This window comes from Bradyrhizobium sp. SZCCHNRI2009 (assembly GCF_032485115.1).
Classification (GTDB): Bacteria; Pseudomonadota; Alphaproteobacteria; order Rhizobiales; family Xanthobacteraceae; genus Bradyrhizobium.
On record NZ_JAUEUH010000006.1, the window covers coordinates 490,378 to 505,794 of the forward strand.

14 protein-coding genes are annotated in these 15,417 nt (G+C 65.0%); 7 read left to right on the forward strand and 7 right to left on the reverse strand.

Annotated elements, in window-relative coordinates; genetic code table 11:
• Positions 1–39 precede the first annotated feature (39 nt).
• Positions 40–1,119 carry a serine hydrolase gene (locus QX041_RS23515; RefSeq protein WP_316166643.1) on the reverse strand — a complete coding sequence of 360 codons (1,080 nt, stop codon included), beginning with the start codon at positions 1,117–1,119 and terminating at the stop codon, positions 40–42.
• Between the two features lie 239 nt (positions 1,120–1,358).
• Between QX041_RS23515 and QX041_RS23520 the strand changes: the two genes are divergently transcribed.
• Positions 1,359–1,775: an SRPBCC family protein gene (locus QX041_RS23520; RefSeq protein WP_315718037.1), complete on the forward strand. Its 417-nt coding sequence runs from the start codon at positions 1,359–1,361 to the stop codon at positions 1,773–1,775.
• 710 nt (positions 1,776–2,485) lie between these two features.
• Here QX041_RS23520 and QX041_RS23525 read toward each other — a convergent pair.
• Positions 2,486–3,835, reverse strand: a complete 1,350-nt coding sequence (locus QX041_RS23525) for a malonyl-CoA decarboxylase (protein WP_315718038.1) — start codon at positions 3,833–3,835, stop codon at positions 2,486–2,488.
• Positions 3,836–3,961: 126 nt separating this feature from the next.
• Complete coding sequence (locus QX041_RS23530) at positions 3,962–4,768, reverse strand: helix-turn-helix transcriptional regulator (protein ID WP_316166645.1); 807 nt, start codon at positions 4,766–4,768, stop codon at positions 3,962–3,964.
• Positions 4,769–4,830: 62 nt separating this feature from the next.
• On the opposite strand from QX041_RS23530, the gene QX041_RS23535 reads away from it, so the two are divergent.
• From QX041_RS23535 to QX041_RS23550, 4 genes are all read left to right on the forward strand, one after another.
• Positions 4,831–6,024, forward strand: coding sequence for an MFS transporter (locus QX041_RS23535; RefSeq protein WP_316166646.1), 1,194 nt, complete (start codon positions 4,831–4,833; stop codon positions 6,022–6,024).
• A gap of 161 nt (positions 6,025–6,185) precedes the next feature.
• A complete protein-coding gene (locus QX041_RS23540) occupies positions 6,186–7,127 on the forward strand; it encodes a hypothetical protein (protein ID WP_316166647.1) in 942 nt (313 codons plus the stop codon).
• Positions 7,128–7,276: 149 nt separating this feature from the next.
• On the forward strand, positions 7,277–7,510 hold the full coding sequence (locus tag QX041_RS23545; protein WP_316166662.1) for a hypothetical protein: 234 nt from the start codon (positions 7,277–7,279) through the stop codon (positions 7,508–7,510).
• Between the two features lie 165 nt (positions 7,511–7,675).
• Complete coding sequence (locus tag QX041_RS23550; protein ID WP_316166648.1) at positions 7,676–8,473, forward strand: transporter substrate-binding domain-containing protein; 798 nt, start codon at positions 7,676–7,678, stop codon at positions 8,471–8,473.
• A gap of 79 nt (positions 8,474–8,552) precedes the next feature.
• Here the strand turns inward: QX041_RS23550 and QX041_RS23555 are convergent, their stop codons facing one another.
• The 3 genes from QX041_RS23555 to QX041_RS23565 form a co-directional block, all read right to left on the reverse strand.
• The gene (locus tag QX041_RS23555; protein ID WP_316166649.1) at positions 8,553–9,347 is read right to left on the reverse strand and encodes a substrate-binding domain-containing protein; all 795 of its coding nucleotides are present in this window, start codon (positions 9,345–9,347) and stop codon (positions 8,553–8,555) included.
• 157 nt (positions 9,348–9,504) lie between these two features.
• Positions 9,505–10,992 (reverse strand): NAD(P)/FAD-dependent oxidoreductase, encoded by a 1,488-nt coding sequence (locus tag QX041_RS23560; protein WP_316166650.1) that lies wholly within the window; start codon positions 10,990–10,992, stop codon positions 9,505–9,507.
• A 291-nt stretch (positions 10,993–11,283) separates the two neighbouring features.
• Complete coding sequence (locus QX041_RS23565) at positions 11,284–11,733, reverse strand: cupin domain-containing protein (protein WP_315718048.1); 450 nt, start codon at positions 11,731–11,733, stop codon at positions 11,284–11,286.
• A 131-nt stretch (positions 11,734–11,864) separates the two neighbouring features.
• Between QX041_RS23565 and QX041_RS23570 the strand changes: the two genes are divergently transcribed.
• Positions 11,865–12,908: an AraC family transcriptional regulator gene (locus QX041_RS23570; protein ID WP_316166651.1), complete on the forward strand. Its 1,044-nt coding sequence runs from the start codon at positions 11,865–11,867 to the stop codon at positions 12,906–12,908.
• Here QX041_RS23570 and QX041_RS23575 read toward each other — a convergent pair.
• Positions 12,898–14,118 (reverse strand): polyhydroxyalkanoate depolymerase, encoded by a 1,221-nt coding sequence (locus QX041_RS23575; RefSeq protein ID WP_316166652.1) that lies wholly within the window; start codon positions 14,116–14,118, stop codon positions 12,898–12,900. The two genes, QX041_RS23570 and QX041_RS23575, sit on opposite strands and share 11 nt — an antisense overlap.
• A 190-nt stretch (positions 14,119–14,308) precedes the next feature.
• Here QX041_RS23575 and QX041_RS23580 point away from each other — a divergent pair, with 190 nt between their 5' ends.
• Positions 14,309–14,962, forward strand: coding sequence for a glutathione S-transferase family protein (locus QX041_RS23580; protein ID WP_316166653.1), 654 nt, complete (start codon positions 14,309–14,311; stop codon positions 14,960–14,962).
• Positions 14,963–15,417 lie beyond the last annotated feature (455 nt).

Below are 15,417 nucleotides of genomic sequence, written 5' to 3' on the forward strand. Positions count from 1 at the left end.
GCCGCGCTGCTACAACTCGAAATGTCGATGCGTACGAGGCTAGCCTACGCTCGCCAGAACGATTTCCCGGAGCACGCGAGTCGGCGGAATCCACTGATCGTCGCTGCCGTAGTTTCCTGCCGTGAGGGCGATGACGAGCTGCAGCGCAGGGATGATGAACAGGCGCTGGCCGCCTTCGCCCTGTGCCATCCACATGCGCTCCAGGCGCCCGACCGCCCATCCCTTCGGCTTGCCGAAAGCTACATCGAGAAGAAACCATTGATAGCCGTAACGGCGAAGCTCGTCGGAGCTGACCACCGGCGTCGTGCAACGCGTGATCCATTCGGCGGGAACGATCTGTCGGCCATCGCACTGCCCGCCGGAGAGCATCAACGTTCCGATCCGCGAGAAGTCGCGGACCGACATCCGCGCGCCTGACGCGGCGAATGGCTCGCCGTCTGGTCCGGCTGCCCATTGTGTCGGCCCCATACCGAGCGGATCGAAAAGAAACTCGCGTGCAAAGTCATGCAGTGACTTGCCCGACCCCTTGGCGATCAAACGGGCGAGCAACGCGGTTGTTCCGCCGCAATAGGTCCAGTGCGCACCGGGCCTGTCGACGATCGGCCGCTCCAGAATGTAGCGATAGCGGTCGGGGGCGTCGTCCATAGCGATTTCGCTGTTGCGGGGATCGGCGTAAGGCAAGCTGCTCTCATCCCAATCCGTTCCCATGGTCATTGAGAGCGCGTGATGCACGGTCAAGCGCGAGCGATCCTCGTTGACGAGATCACGATATTCCGGGAATCCGGACAGCAGGCTCGCCTCCGGCGTCGGGACCTTGCCTTGCTGAAGAGCGATCCCATAAAGCAAGGCCACGATGCTCTTCGAGCAGGATCGCAGGTCGTGGAGCGTCTCCGCCGTAAACTTGACCGTCCCGAGATCGCCAACGCCTTTCTCGCGATCCTGGCCTTCAAAATAGCGCTCGACGATCAGCGTGCCGTTCTGCAGAACGACAAGGCCGTGGATGTTCCACACGCGCCGCTCAGCGAGCGCCTGATCGAGTCGCTGGGTGACGCCGGCTGCGAATGTGTCGGAATCGAATGCAGCCTGGTGCCCGCGCGCCGGCATGATCGGCGATCCCATGGCGGCTGCTCCTATGGCTGACAGGATCTGGCGACGAGTGGGCACTGCGACAACGTCCTCACCGGGATGTCGGCTTATATCAGCCGGGCGCCTTCCGGTGAAGGTCGGTCTGACGGCCGGTGCAGCGACGCATCGAACGCTAAGGCTTGTCGGGATCGGCCAGTCTGGATCGTCCTTGGGCGGACACAACTCCTGCACAGCTGCAGTGGGACGTCAAAATCGAACTAGGAGCAATGTTCATGAGGATAACCGTCCAAACCAACGTCGCAGCCCCGATCGATCAGGTCTGGCGTGCCTATACGACGCCGGCCGACATCGTGAGGTGGAACGCGGCCTCCGACGATTGGCATACGACCAAGGCCACGGTCGACCTGAGAGAGGGCGGCGCGTTCTCGTCGCGGATGGAGGCCAAGGACGGCAGCATGGGCTTCGACTTTGCCGGGACCTACACGAAGATCGTCGAGCACAAGCTGATCGAATATGCCTTCGGCGACCGGAAGGCCGAGGTCCACTTCGAGCCCGGCCCGAAGGGCGTTGTCGTTCGCGTCGCGTTCGATGCCGAAACGACCCATTCCGTCGAGCAGCAGCAGGGCGGCTGGCAGGCCATTCTCGACAGCTTCGCGCGCCATGTGGAAGCGAAACGCAAGGCGTCGTGAGGGCGAGGGGGCCGAGGTCCCGGCGGGCGCCGCGAGCGGTGCCCGAATCTTTCACCTTGACAAATTCCGAAAATCAGCAATGATGCGCATGTCCTGTCCTTTTCGCAGAGGGGCGTACGCGTCGTCACGAACGTCGGGATAGGGATGCGGTGGCCGCAGCGGCGACGGTGGACGACCGGCGTCGCTACGGACGGAGAAGTCGTGTGGTCCTGGCCTCTCGACGCTGAGGTCTGCGCAACGCGCCAAAGGCGCGTTGTCGCAAAATGGGGGCAAGAACGCCGATCCCCAGGGAGAGCACGAAGGACACCGTTCAAACCATCGCGCAGGGAAGGCCGGAATGCACCGGTCGTACCTGTGGTTCCTGCCCCGTGCACTTTCTCCCGCACGGGGGCCATGGGTTGCGGCCAGCACCCGGTCTTCCCTGCGCCCTCTGTATTTGATGAGGGTGACGTGTTTCGCAGCACTCGGGCGTCAGACGCCGCGAGGCCGCGGTCGCACGTCCTCCAGCTGTTTGAGATGTGAAAGCGGTTTTCCCACAGCGTCGTCCCGGCGAACGCCGGGATCCATACTCCGCGGCGGATGTGGGACGCGAGGTCTAACGACGAGTCCGCCCCAAATCACGTCCTGGGGTTATGGATCCCGGCGTTCGCCGGGATGACACTGACTTTGTGGTTCGCGTGGTTCGTCCCATGCGCCGTATAGGGGACCAATTACGACGACAGCCGCATATCCAGCAGCCGCCGGCCTTCGGCGCGCAGCAGCTTCTTCACCGCGCTCGAGGCCACGACCTCGCCGTCATTGGCATAGGCTTCGTGGTTCTTCTCGATGTCCTCGAGCCGATACAGGTAGTTCACCATCACGGTCGCGGATTCGCGCTGGCCCTTGGACGAGAGGTCGCCGAGCCAGTTGATGCGCTCGAGCCTGGCGCCGTTGCCGAGATGGAAGCGGGCGACGGGATCGATCACCTTGCCCTTCGAGGTGCGTGCCTTCAGGAAATAGTGCGCGGCGAGCGGCTCGATCACCGGGCGCAGCTCGGCGGTCATCTCGGCATCCTCGACCCAGCGCGGCTCGTTCAGCAGCTTGAGCACGTTGCGATCCTCCTCGGTCGCGTCGGTCGTCGACTTCAGCCAGTGCATGAAGCCGGGCACCGGCGACAGCGTGACGAAGGTGTCGAGCTTCGGCAGCTCGCGCCGCAGCTCCTCGACCACCTGCTTGATCAGGAAGTTGCCGAACGAGATGCCGCCGAGGCCGCGCTGGGTGTTGGAGATCGAATAGAATACGGCGGTGCGGGCGCGGTCGGCCGGCACCGGTGGACGATCGACGGCGAGCAGCGGCGCGATGGCGCCGGGGATGGTCTCGGTCAGCGCGATCTCGACGAAGATCAAGGGCGCATCGGGCATCGCCGGGTGGAAGAAGGCGTAGCAGCGGCGATCGACCGGATCGATGCGGCGGCGCAGATCGTCCCAGTCGTGGATCTCGTGCACTGCCTCGTAGCGGATGATCTGTTCCAGAATGTTCGCCGGCGTCGACCAGTCGATCTTACGCAGCACGAGAAACCCCCTGTTGAACCATGAGCTCAAGAGATGCACGACGTCGCGATCGAGCGCGGCGAGTTCCGGATTGCCCTTGATGAGATCCAGGAGATCGGTGCGCATCGCCACCAGCTCGGGCGTGCCGCCCGGCGCGCGGTTGAGCCGGCGGATCAGCTCCTGCCGGCGCGGCTCGGAGGCGAAATGCAGCGCGCTCGCGCCTTCGTCCGAAGGCGTCGCGCGCCAGTCGTCGATCGCCTTGGCGAGCCTGGCCTTGTCCGGCCCGAAATCATGCACCAGCGCGGTGAAGAACGCCTTGCGGCCCTCGGGGTCGAGATCGTGATAGCCGTCGAGAACGTCGCGGGCCATCGCCGTGCCCGAGGCCTCGCCGGCGCCGGACACCAGCGCCTCGCACAGCTCGGCCAGGCTTTTCGCATCATGTTTGTCGACAGGGGCGCCGCCGCCGCGCAGCAGCGTCCGGCCTCGCTCGGAAATTGTGGTGATCAGGTCGGTGAAAAAGGCATTGGCCATCTGATGTCGGTCGAATCCCGGAGCGTGATGAGGGCGATGTTACATGGATTTATGGCAAAGCTGGCGACATTCAAACATAACAAATCGTCAACGCCGCCGTCGCGGCGTGCATATGCGGCCGGCGTGTCATGCACCTGTCTGCTCCGCGAATTCGGTCGGAGTGCGGCCGGTGACCTGCCTGAAGGCATGCGAAAACGCCGGCACGCTGGCATAGCCGAGATCGGCGGCGAGCTGCTTGATGGAGAGGTGACGGTCGGTGGACAGCCGCTCGATCGCGGCGGCGATCCGGGCGCGCTGGCACCACGCCTTGAAGCTCAGCCGCGTCTCCGCCGCGAACAGCCGCGACAAAGTGCGGGCCGAGCTGCCGACCTTGCCCGCCAGGGTCGCCAGGTCCTCCTCGCTCGCGGGAGAGGCGAGGACGAGCTGGGCGGCACGTCTCGCGCGCGGATCCTGCGGCAAGGGGATGAAGGTCGAGGAATCCTCGGCGCGGCGCAATTCGAGCAGAGCGAGCCGCACCAGCAGCGCCGTGCGCTCCGGCCCGCCGTCCGCCGCGAACAGCGCCAGGATCGCCTGATGCAGCAGCGGCGACACCTGCACGACGAACTCGCGGTCGAGCCGCGCGCCCCGCGTCTCCCGCTTCAGCCAGTCCAGCTCGAAATACAGCGTCCGCATCTGGCTGTCGGCCAGCATGTCGATGGCGTGGCCATGGCGCGCCGGCACCCAGACCGCGCGGTCCGGTGGCACCAGCCAGCGTCCCCGCGGCGTCGTCACCTGCATCGTGCCGCGCGAGGCGTAGATCAACTGGGATTCGCGGTGCATGTGCGGATCGAGCCGCGCACCTTTTTGATAGAGGCGCGCGATCAGATGGACGCCGGGCTCGGTCGTCACCCGGTCGGCGCCGAGCGGCTTCAATGGCGTGTCCACGATGGTCATTGGCGGCTTCTCGTTGGTCGCGTCGACTATAACCGATCCGTCAGGAATCGAGGACAGCTCCCATGAACAGCGCCCGCCGCGTCATCGGCTTCGTCAACGCGGCCCATTTCATCGACCATTATGCGATGCTGATCTTCGCAGCCGCGGTCATCATCATGGGCCCGGCGCTCGGCATGGCCTATGCGGAGCTCTTGCCCTATGCGACGCCGGGCTTCATCGCCTTCGGCGCCGGGTCGCTCCTGACCGGCTGGCTCGGCGACCGCTGGAGCCGGCGGCACATGATGCTGATCTTCTATCTCGGCATCGGCTTGTCGATGATCTCGGTCGGCTTGGTGCAGACGCCGTGGCAGCTCGGCGCGGCGCTGCTTTCGATCGGACTGTTCGCCTCGATCTATCATCCGGTGGGAACCGCGATGCTGGTGTCCTATGCCGACCGGCTCGGCCGCGACATGGGGCTGAACGGCGTGTTCGGAAATCTCGGCGTCGCCTCGTCGGCGCTGGTCACCGGCGTGGTCGGGCAATATCTCGGCTGGCGCTTCGCCTTCATCGTACCCGGGGTGATCACGGTGGCGATCGGCGCGGTATTCGCGCTGTCGGTTGCGCATGAGGACCGCCGCGGATCGAAGCAGGCGGCGGCGCAGGCCCGCGTCGCGCGCGACCAGATGTGGCGCGTGGTGCTGGCGCTGCTGCTGGTGGTGATCGCGATCTCGACGACGTTCAACGCGATCACCGTGGCGCTGCCAAAACTGTTCGCGGAGCGGCTGGCGGGGCTGACGCAGAGCCCGGCGCTGCTCGGCGTGATCGCGGCCGGTGTCTACGTGTTCGGCGCGATGACGCAGTATACGATCGGCCGGCTGCTCGATCGCCACGCGCTGAAGACGATCGCGCTGCCGCTGTCGCTGGTGCTGGCGCCGCTCCTGTATCTCGCCGCCGACGCGCGCGACTGGGCGCTGATCGTGGCCTCGATCGGCATCGTCATGGGTGCGTTCGGGCAGGTCACCGTGAATGACGCCATGGTCGGCAAGTACACGGCCGAGGAATGGCGCTCGCGGGCCTATGCGGTGCGCTATTTCATCGGCTTCACCGCGGCCGGCGCCTCCGTCGGCCTCGTCGCCTGGCTGTATGAGCGCGGCGGCTTCGTCACCATGCTGCAGGCCTTCGCCGCGCTCTGCCTGGTTGCGGTCATCGCCGCGCTGATCCTGCCGCCGGAGCTTCCGGCGGCGCAGCCGGCGCTGCGGCAGGCGCCGGCGGAGTGAGAATGCGATCCACCCAAATTTTCCCAATTGCCAGGCATCCGCCGCCGGCGCAGCCTGGGCCGATATGCGCGTGCGCATACTGATGAGACCCGATTGGCCACCATGCGGGCGGCTGCGCTGGCGACAAGTCATTGAAGCACGACACCATTGAGGATCGACCGATGATCAATCGCTTCAGGAGAATGCTGGTGCTCGGGATGGCCGCGGCGGCCGGCCTTGCAGCAACGCAGGCGCTGGCGCAGAGCGATGCGCAGCGCAACGCGATCAAGTCGGCGTGCCGGTCGGACTACATGGCGAAGTGCGCGAGCGTGCCGCCCGGCGGCACGGCGGCGTTCCAATGCCTGCAGAAGAACATCGCGAGCCTGTCCTCATCTTGTCAGACGGCGGTCAAGGCGCTCGAGCCTGCGGCAGAGGCCAAGCCTGCGGCAGAGGTCAAGCCCGCGGCAGAGACCAGGCCTGCGGCGGAAGCCAAGCCGCCGGCGGAAACCAAGCCTGCCGCGGAAGCCAAGCCGGCTTCGGTGCCGTCCGCCCCGGCCAAGCCGGCCGTCGCCGAGGCGAGCAAGCCTCCCGAGCCTCCGAAGGCAGCGGCGCAGCCGGCCGCGGCCGTTGCGGCCGTGCCTACGCAGTCCCCGGCGGCCAAGCCGGCTGCAGCGGCGTCAGCGCCCGCAGCCCAACCGAGCGAGGCGCAGGTGGCCGCGATCCGGAGTGCCTGCGGCTCCGATTACCGCAAGGTCTGCAGCAGCGTGCCGCCGGGCGGCGCCGCGGCGCTGCAATGCCTGGAGCAGAACAAGGCCAAGCTGTCCGCGCCCTGCGCCCAGGCGATGGCGTCTTCGCGCGGCGGCGCCGCGCCGGCGACTGCGGCTGTCGCCGCGCCCGCGGTGGCAACCACCGCTGCACCGACGGCGCCGGCGCTGGTGCTGCGACCGCTGCGGCCGCTCGAGGAGTTGCGCATCGTGAGGGCCGCCTGCGGCGCCGACGCGCGGGCGTTGTGCAGCGGCATCGAGCCGGGTGGCGGTCGAATCGCGCAGTGCCTCGCGGCCAATGCCGGCGCGCTGACGCCTGGCTGCAAGGGCATGCTCGCGGAGTTCGCGGCCAATCGCTGATGCGGAGCGGCTGCCGTCCATGGTTACCGTCCGAGATGCATACGAGCGCGATCCACCCAAATTGTCACAATTGTCGGGCGGGGGAGTCCCAGGCAAGGTCGCGACGGGGTGGATATTTGACCAATCAGATCATGATCAGGAGTTTGAAGATGAGCGTCATTGTCTCACGTGCCATTATTTCCACGCTGTGCGGATTGTTCATCCTGGCGGCGATGCCGTTCGTGTCGATGTCGGATGCCAACGCCGTGGTCTGCGCTCGCGGCGTCGTGCGGGCCGGCTGCGCCGGTGCGGCGGGCGCCGTGGTGGTTCGCAAGCCGCCGGTGGCGGCTGCGGCGTGCCGCACGGTCATCGTCAATGGCGTCGCGGTTCGGCGCTGCGTTTAAGCGACGCTTAATCGGTTTTCGGTATCGAGTTATTTGAAACCGTAATTGCGACGCGCAAGTTTTGCGCGTCGCATGCTGCTTTGCGTAAGCGAGGTAAGCTGTATTTAACGGTGCTCCCGGCAAGGTGCGGCTCGTATCCAACTTGCAATCCAATGGGAGAGGGCCATGGCGTTTTGGCGCTGGCTGCGTGACGCAGCCCTGGCAGCTGCGGTAGTCACGTTTGCCGGCAACGCCGCCGGCGCAGCCGGCTTGAAGGAAGAAATCGCGCCGACCGGCAAGCTTCGCGTCGCCATTGCCGTTGGCCCCGCCGGCGGTGCGTTCTGGTGCGTCAAGTCGGACAGCGGCTATTCAGGCGTTCCGGTCGAACTGGGCAAGGCCATGGCCGCGCAGGTCGGTGTGCCCGTCGAGTTCGTCGAGCATCCGAATTCCAATGCGATCACCGATGAAGCTGCTCGGAGCGTCTGGGATGTGGCCTTCATGCCGAAGGACGCGGAGCGCGAAACCAAGGTCTCGTTCGGTCCGGTCTACGATTCGGTCGAGACCACCTTCATCATCCGCGCCGGTCTCGACGTCGCCAACATCGCGGCGCTGGACCAGGCCGGCACCGAGGTTGCGGCCATCAACGACACGACCGTGCTGCGCGGTGCCAAGGCTTTCCTGAAGAAGGCGACCGTCACCGGCTTCAAATCCTACGAGGAAGTCTATGCGCTGCTCAGCGCCGGCGAGATCGACGCGCTCGCGCTGGCGCGCGATCAATTGAATCTCATCGCCAAGCAGATTTCCGGCACCAAGGTGCTCGCCGAGACCTTCAAGAAGACGGACACCGCGGTCGCGGTGCCGCTGAAGCATCCGCAGTCGCTGGCCTTCGTCACCAAGTTCATGACGGATTCCAAGGCGAACGGTCTGCTCAAGAAGGCCTACGGCGCCAACAATCTGAGCGAGTCGACTTTGCTCACCCAGTAAGCGCCCCCGACGCTGCTTGGCCGACTCTCCCACGCCACCGGCGGGGGAGAGCCATCGTCTCAGCCGGCACGCTTCATCGTCAGTTCGGCGCCCGCCTCACGATCGGATCGAGGCCGCTTTCCGCGATGACGTGACGCGCATCCGGTGATTGCAGGAACTTGATGAGCGCCTCGCCGGCCTCCGGCTCCTTGGCGGCCGTAGCGATGCCGGCGGAGAACACGGTGATCTTCTGCAGTCCGGCCGGCAGCGGCCCGACGATGTCGATGCCCTTCACCGGCTTGAGCTCGCTGATCTGCTGAAAGCCGATCTCCGCTTCGCCCTGGGCGACGATCTCGCCGACGGGAGTGGCCGGAATCATCCGCGCCTTGCCTTTCATCTCGTCCTTGATGCCAAGCTTGTCGAACATCTCGGTGGAGACGTAGACGCCGCTCGCGCTGTCCGAATAGGCGATGGTCTTGGCGGCGATCAGCATGCGTCTCACGGCTTCCGCGTTCGAAATATCGGGATGCGGCGTCCCCGACTTGACCGCGACGCCGATCGGCGAGTTGGCGAGGTCCGCGCGGCTATCCGGCGTCACCTTGCCCTTGGTGGTGAGATCGCTGAGTGCGTAGCCCACCATGATGAGGACATCGGCAGGTTCGCCGCGCTCGAGGCGAACGGGAATCGCATTCGTGGTTGTTCCCATCGACGGGCCGTAGGCAATCGTGACCTTGTGACCCGAGCGCCGCTCGAATTCCGGCACCAGGGATTTGAACGCAGCGGTCATGCCGCCGGAGATCATGACGTGGACTTCTGCGGCTTGGACCGCGGTGGTCAGGAGGAACGCGGCCGAAGCGGCGAGACCGATGGTGCGGAGATGGGTCGAGAGGATCATGGCAGGCTCCGAGGCGAACGGCTGGAGGCCGGGGCGCCTTGGATAGCCCGACTGTGTCGGGAAGGCCAGCGCTCCACAGGGCCGGCCATCCCTCTGCAATGCGTCGCGCTTGCGGCGTCACTGTGTCTGCAGCGCGGCGAGACTGTTCGCCGCCACCTCAGCCGGCCTGATAGGCCGGCGCAGATGCGAGAAAGTCGTTATACGCGTCCGCATCGGGCGGCGTGAACATCTCGGCCAATGGATTGCGCCGTCGGCGCTGAGCGCCGATGTCGGCAAGCAGTTCGTCGAAATGCTTGAAGTGATAGGGCGCGACGCAAAGTCCGCCATACACGCCCGCGGCAGGGCGCTCGATCCGCTTGAAATGCAGCATCATCTCGATGTTGTCGCGCATCTCGCGCTCGCTCGGCTGATGCGCCAGCTGCTTGTCGGCATACCGCACCAGCCAGTTGGCGGCCATGTCCGCACAGAGCACGGTGCAGAAGCTCGAATTGAAGCCGACGAATCCCATGTCGGGAAGATCGGGATTGGCGATCAGCCGATAGAGCCGGTACTGCCCGTCCGGATCGACCAGTCTGGCGCGGTCGGCATCCGACAGAAACGGGACCCCGAGCTTGTAGCCGATGGCGAGGATCGCGACGTCGGCCGGAATTCGTTCACCGCCGCTGGTCACGATGGTGTTCGGCTCGTAATGGCCGAAGGTGCCGTAGACGGCCTTGATCCGGCCGTCTGCGACCATCGGGAAGAAGTCGGGCGTCGCGATCGGGACGGAGCAGTTCACGCCGTCCTCGATCCTGCCCTTCGGCACCATGTTGCATTTGGCGAGCTTCAACTGCGTCTTGAGCAGGCTCTCCAGGCCGCGCCAATTGGCCCAGACGAGCGGCTTGGCCAGCAGATGGGCAAGGCGCGAGAGCGGGCCGATGCCCCAGCTTGGGAACATCTGCTCCTGGGCGCGGATATAGAGGATGCGCTTGAAGTTGATCAGACCGCCGATGAAGTAGGGAATGCGCCACACCGCTTCACGAAGCACGATCGTGACCGAGCGCGCGCCGGAGCGCACGGCGTTGACCGCGATGTCGGTTGCCGATTTCGAGCCGCCGAGGACCACCACGTCGCGCCCCTTCGTGAGCGCGGCATCGTTGTATTTCGAGGAATGCAGGATCAAGCCGCCGGCGGCCACGAATTGATCTTCGCCGCCAAGCGACAACGTCTGCGGCTCGTTGAACTGACCGGTGCAGACGGCGACGAAATCGAAATCCTCCCGGCTCGTCCGGTCTCCGGTTTTGAGGTCGAGGCTCCATCCAGGCTTGCCGTCACTGCGGCGCTGCATCGCAAGCACGGTCGTGTTCAACCGCATCAGGCGGATGAGGTCGTGGGATTTCGCGTAGTCGGCAAGATAGGCATGGACCTGCGGTCCCTTCGGCCATTCGGGGTAGTGATCCGGCATCGCCTTGTCGGTGTAGCGATAGAGCTCCTTGGGGCTCTGCGTCTGCACGTCGGGATAGGACCGCGCGGGCTCCCAGACGCCGCCGAGATCGGCGCTCCGCTCGACGATGGTGACGTCGTGCCCGCGGGCGGTGAATGCTTTGGCTGCAGCCAGGCCGGAGACGCCGGCGCCGATCACACAGACATTCTTTCGGCTGATCATGGGACCTCCTTGTTGTCGAGCGCGCAGCCGCGTTCGGGCGGCATTCGCCCGCCGCGCTGCAGAAGCCCGCGAGAGTTTGATGGTGACGAAGGTCGCCCGGCGCGACCGAGACGTGCGATGCCGACGGATGCGGCAGCATCGAAATCAGGGCGAGAAGGATCTCGCCGATCGCATCTCGTTTGAGCGCTGCCGCTGCTCATGCTGCAGGCGCACGGAGCCGATAGCGATGATCGCGCGCCGTTCGTACCGCAACAAAAGGGCGGGGGCGCCCGCTGGGGCCCGCGCTGCCGCCTAGTCGTTGGCCTCCGGCGGCAGGAAGTCGACCTCGTGTTCCGCCGAGATCCGCACCACTTCGGCTGGGTCGGCGAGATTGTCGAGCATGTTGAACAGCGCTTCCAGCTTCTGCATCGGGGAGACCCAGAACAGCGCGCGTGCCGGCTTGTCGGATTTGTTGAAGTAGCCATGCGGAATGCCGCGCGGCATGCGCACGAGGTCGCCGGCATTCGCCTTGACCCAGACGCCGTCGAGCTTGAGGTCGAGGACGCCTTCCTGCACCAGGATGAACTCGTCCTGGGTGGGATGAACGTGAACCGGCACGAACTGCCCGGGCTCGCTGTTGGTCTCGAAGGCGAACGTGGAGTCGGTGACGGCTTTCGGATAATAGAGCTGACCCAGGATATTCCAGGTCTTGCCGGCATAGCCGGTACCTGCGCGCGTGATGCCTTTTTCGAGTGTGATCATGGCGGATCTCCTTGCTGCACGCGTGGAAGGATCAAGCCGGGGCGTCGCCGAGTCTATCCAGAAAACGAATCCCTCGACGTCAGTTGCTAATTATTATAGGTTTCAAACGATCTCGACGGGCGACGTAGGCCATGACTGCAGATGCAGCCGCTGATCGTAGTTGGAAGTCTCCGGCTGTGCCGCGGCTTACAGCCTATGGCCGTGTTGCAACGCACGATGTCGATGAGGCGGCTGAACAAATAGGCCGCATCTTCTGTCCGCATGGGCTGCAACCGGAGGCGGATACTGCGCGCGATTTCCTCGCTCTGCATAATTGCGCGGCATTCGATGGCTTTTCCATCAACTACGTCGCCTATGGCGGTGCGGTAACCATCGATCCGGGCTGTCTCGACCGCTTCTTTCTGCTGCAGCTCCCGCTGGCGGGGACCGCGCGGGTCTTTGCCGGGGCCGGCGAGGTCGCGACGGCGCCAGACCATGCGGCATCACTGCTGTCGCCGACATTGCCCACGCGGATGGTCTGGGACGCTTGCGCTCAGTTGATCCTGTTGCTCGACCGCCGTCTCGTGGAACAGCGCGCAGCAGCGCTGTCCGGGCGCGCGGTGCAACCGATCGAATTCGATCCCGCAATCGCGTTGTCGGGATGTCCTGGCTCGCGGCTCCGGGCTCACATGCTCGAGCTCGCGGACCTCGCCGAGCGTCTCGGCGGTGGGCGCGGCCTGCCACCGGTTGCGGCAGCCAATTGGCGCGAGACGCTGCTGGACATTCTGTTCGAGCAGCCCGGCAATGGCCTGGCGGAGGCGATCAGGCTGCATTCCGGCCGGGTCGAGACATTGCCGCAGGCCGTCCGCCGGGCGCGTGATCTTCTGGCAGCGCACGCAGCCGAACCGCTCGATCTGGCGCAACTTGCGGCGTCGTCAGGCGTGGGGATCCGGGCGCTGCAGGGCGGCTTTCGCCGCCATTTCGGGATGTCGATCTCCGACATGCTGCTCGACATCCGGCTGGCGCGGCTCAATGCGCAATTGATGGCGGCTCCACCGGAGGCGCGGATCATCGACATCGCTTTCGACCTTGGCTTCACCCATCTCGGGCGGATGGCGGGGGCCTATCGCAACAAGTTCGGGGAGGCGCCGTCGGCCACGCTGCAACGCGTGCAGCGCGGTCGCTTCACGAATTGACGTGCACGAAATCCCGCAGCAGCGGATAGATCTCGTTATTCCACTTCTTGCCGCTGAACACGCCGTAATGGCCGACGCCGGCCTGCATGTGATGGACGCGGCGATAGGCGCGCACATTGGTGCAGATGTCCTGCGCCGAGAGCGTCTGGCCGATCGAGCAGATGTCGTCACGCTCGCCCTCGACCGTCATCAGGCCGATGCGCCGGACTGCCTTCGGGTCGACGGGACGGCCGCGATGCATCAGTCTGCCTTGCGGCAGCAGATGCTCTTGGAAAACGTCGCGCACCGTCTCGATGTAGAACTCCGCCGGCAGATCCATCACCGCGAAGTACTCGTCGTAGAAGGTCTTGATCGTCTCGGCCTTCTCGACCTCGCCTTTGGCGAGATGGTTGGCGAGATCCATGTGCTGCTTGACGTGGCGCTCGAGATTCATCGAGACGAAGGCCGTGAGCTGCACGAAGCCCGGATAGACCTTTCGGAAGGCGCCCCTGCATTGAAAGGGCACGTAGTGGATCAGGTTGTCCTCAAACCAGTCGATCGGCTTGCTCTTGGCGAACTCGTTGACCTTGGTCGGCTGGATCCGCGTGTCGATCGGTCCGGCCATCAAGGTCAAGGTGGCCGGGCGCGACGGATGGTCGTCCTCGCACATCACGGCGGTGGCCGCGAGCGCCGACACCGACGGTTGGCAGATCGCGACCATGTGCGGCCGCGGACCGAGTTGGCTGAGAAAACTGATGAGATGATCGGTGTAATCTTCCAGACCGAAGCGGCCATGATCGCGCGGGATGTCTCGCGGATTGTGCCAGTCTGTGATATAGACGTCGTGATCCTGCAGTAGCGTCTTCACGGTGCCGCGCAGCAGGGTGGCGAAATGGCCGGACATCGGCGCGACGAGCAGCACCTTGGGCTGCTCCGGCGCAGCTTCCTTCTTGAAGTGCAGGAGCGAGCCGAACGGCGTCTTGAACGTGACCTCTTCGGTGACGGCGAGTTCGCGGTTGCCGACCATCACGCTATCGATGCCATACGCCGGGCGGGCGTAGGTCAAGGCTGAGCGGGAGATCAGCTCGAGCGCGGCGGACAGACGCCGCATGGCGCGGCTGGATAGCCCTGATGGGATCAGGTTGAGATAGCGCATGGCGGCTGCCGCGCTCTGGCGCCACGGCTCGGTCAGGTCCATGTGGTTCTGATAGGCTTGGTACAGCAGCGCCATCGCGTCCGATCCATTACATGCATTGCTGTATGCAATATCGGAGCCAGAACGGCCGAGTCTTGCCTGAAGAACTGGCATGTCGCTTGCTCGATGATATCTCCGACGTATCCGGCTCCGCGCATGATGCCGGTCGCACGAGCGGCACGATGGGCGAACGACAAACGACAATGCGGCAAGAGGGTAGGGCGACATGGCCAAAGCGACGTTGACCATCAGCAGCAAGAATTACTCGTCGTGGTCGCTGCGCGGCTGGCTGCTCGCCAGGTTTGCCGGACTGGATTTTGACGAGGTGATCGTCGGTCCGGACGACGCATCGGCTCGCGCCGAGATCCTGCTGCTGTCGTCCTCGATCCTGGTGCCGTGCCTGCGCCACGATGGTGCGACGATCTGGGATACGCTGGCGATCGGCGAGTATCTCAACGAGACCTTTCCGGAGGCGGGCCTGCTGCCAGCCGACCGCATCCAGCGCGCGCATTGCCGCTCGATTTCGGGCGAGATCCATTCTGGCTTCACGACCCTGCGGGCGTCGCTGCCGGTCAATCTCAAGGGCCACTTTCCAGGCTTCAAGGTCTGGACGCGGGCGCAGGCCGACATCGATCGCATCTGGGCGATCTGGCGCGACTGCCTGGGCATATCCGGCGGCCCATTTCTGTTCGGCCAGCGTGGCATGGCGGATGCGATGTATGCGCCGGTGGTGACGCGCTTCGTGACTTATGACGTGAAGCTCGAGCCGCGGCTCAGGGCCTATGCCGACCTGATCATGGCGATGCCGGAGATGCAGCAATGGATCGAGGCCGCCAAGGCCGAGCCCGAGGAGATCGAGGAGCTGGAGGTCGAGTACTAGGTGTTCTGCCGTCAGCGGCGCGTGCTCGCGGCCCTTTGCTGCCGCGGCTCCAGCGAGAACGGCTCACGCCGCGGGCAGCGGCTGCTCAATTTGAAGCCGGATTTGCGTCTTCTCGGCGCGTGGTGCGAGCTGTCAGCACGTCACCATTGCCCTGTGGCGTCGGCCAAAACCCGGTTGTTGGCAATCAGTTCGGCTCGCGATGCCGCCCTGGCCTGCCGATCTCTGCGTTGCAGACAGGGCGTGGCGTGGTTTTCGCATGGCACAATCCGCTTTCGGACGTGGTGGCCGATCGATGGGCCGCAACGGTCGCCGATGTCGCGATCAAGCGGTGGAGGCCGTCATGAACCAGCATGCAGTGGTGACCAAGTTCTCGCACGTGAAGTGTTCAGCCCGGAGACATAGCTTACACCTGTTCGGGGACATAGTTGACAGTTTTGGGGTCGCGCAGATCAATC

Excerpts from the sequence above, each read along its gene's own strand:
- QX041_RS23550 (WP_316166648.1), top strand. The coding sequence starts at position 7,676 with ATGGCGTTTTGGCGCTGGCTGCGTGACGCAGCCCTGGCAGCTGCGGTA.
- QX041_RS23545 (WP_316166662.1), top strand. The coding sequence starts at position 7,277 with ATGAGCGTCATTGTCTCACGTGCCATTATTTCCACGCTGTGCGGATTG.
- QX041_RS23580 (WP_316166653.1), top strand. The coding sequence starts at position 14,309 with ATGGCCAAAGCGACGTTGACCATCAGCAGCAAGAATTACTCGTCGTGG.
- QX041_RS23560 (WP_316166650.1), bottom strand. The coding sequence starts at position 10,992 with ATGATCAGCCGAAAGAATGTCTGTGTGATCGGCGCCGGCGTCTCCGGC.
- QX041_RS23535 (WP_316166646.1), top strand. The coding sequence starts at position 4,831 with ATGAACAGCGCCCGCCGCGTCATCGGCTTCGTCAACGCGGCCCATTTC.
- QX041_RS23555 (WP_316166649.1), bottom strand. The coding sequence starts at position 9,347 with ATGATCCTCTCGACCCATCTCCGCACCATCGGTCTCGCCGCTTCGGCC.
- QX041_RS23530 (WP_316166645.1), bottom strand. The coding sequence starts at position 4,768 with ATGACCATCGTGGACACGCCATTGAAGCCGCTCGGCGCCGACCGGGTG.
- QX041_RS23565 (WP_315718048.1), bottom strand. The coding sequence starts at position 11,733 with ATGATCACACTCGAAAAAGGCATCACGCGCGCAGGTACCGGCTATGCC.
- QX041_RS23570 (WP_316166651.1), top strand. The coding sequence starts at position 11,865 with ATGACTGCAGATGCAGCCGCTGATCGTAGTTGGAAGTCTCCGGCTGTG.
- QX041_RS23525 (WP_315718038.1), bottom strand. The coding sequence starts at position 3,835 with ATGGCCAATGCCTTTTTCACCGACCTGATCACCACAATTTCCGAGCGA.
- QX041_RS23575 (WP_316166652.1), bottom strand. The coding sequence starts at position 14,118 with ATGGCGCTGCTGTACCAAGCCTATCAGAACCACATGGACCTGACCGAG.
- QX041_RS23540 (WP_316166647.1), top strand. The coding sequence starts at position 6,186 with ATGATCAATCGCTTCAGGAGAATGCTGGTGCTCGGGATGGCCGCGGCG.
- QX041_RS23520 (WP_315718037.1), top strand. The coding sequence starts at position 1,359 with ATGAGGATAACCGTCCAAACCAACGTCGCAGCCCCGATCGATCAGGTC.
- QX041_RS23515 (WP_316166643.1), bottom strand. The coding sequence starts at position 1,119 with ATGGGATCGCCGATCATGCCGGCGCGCGGGCACCAGGCTGCATTCGAT.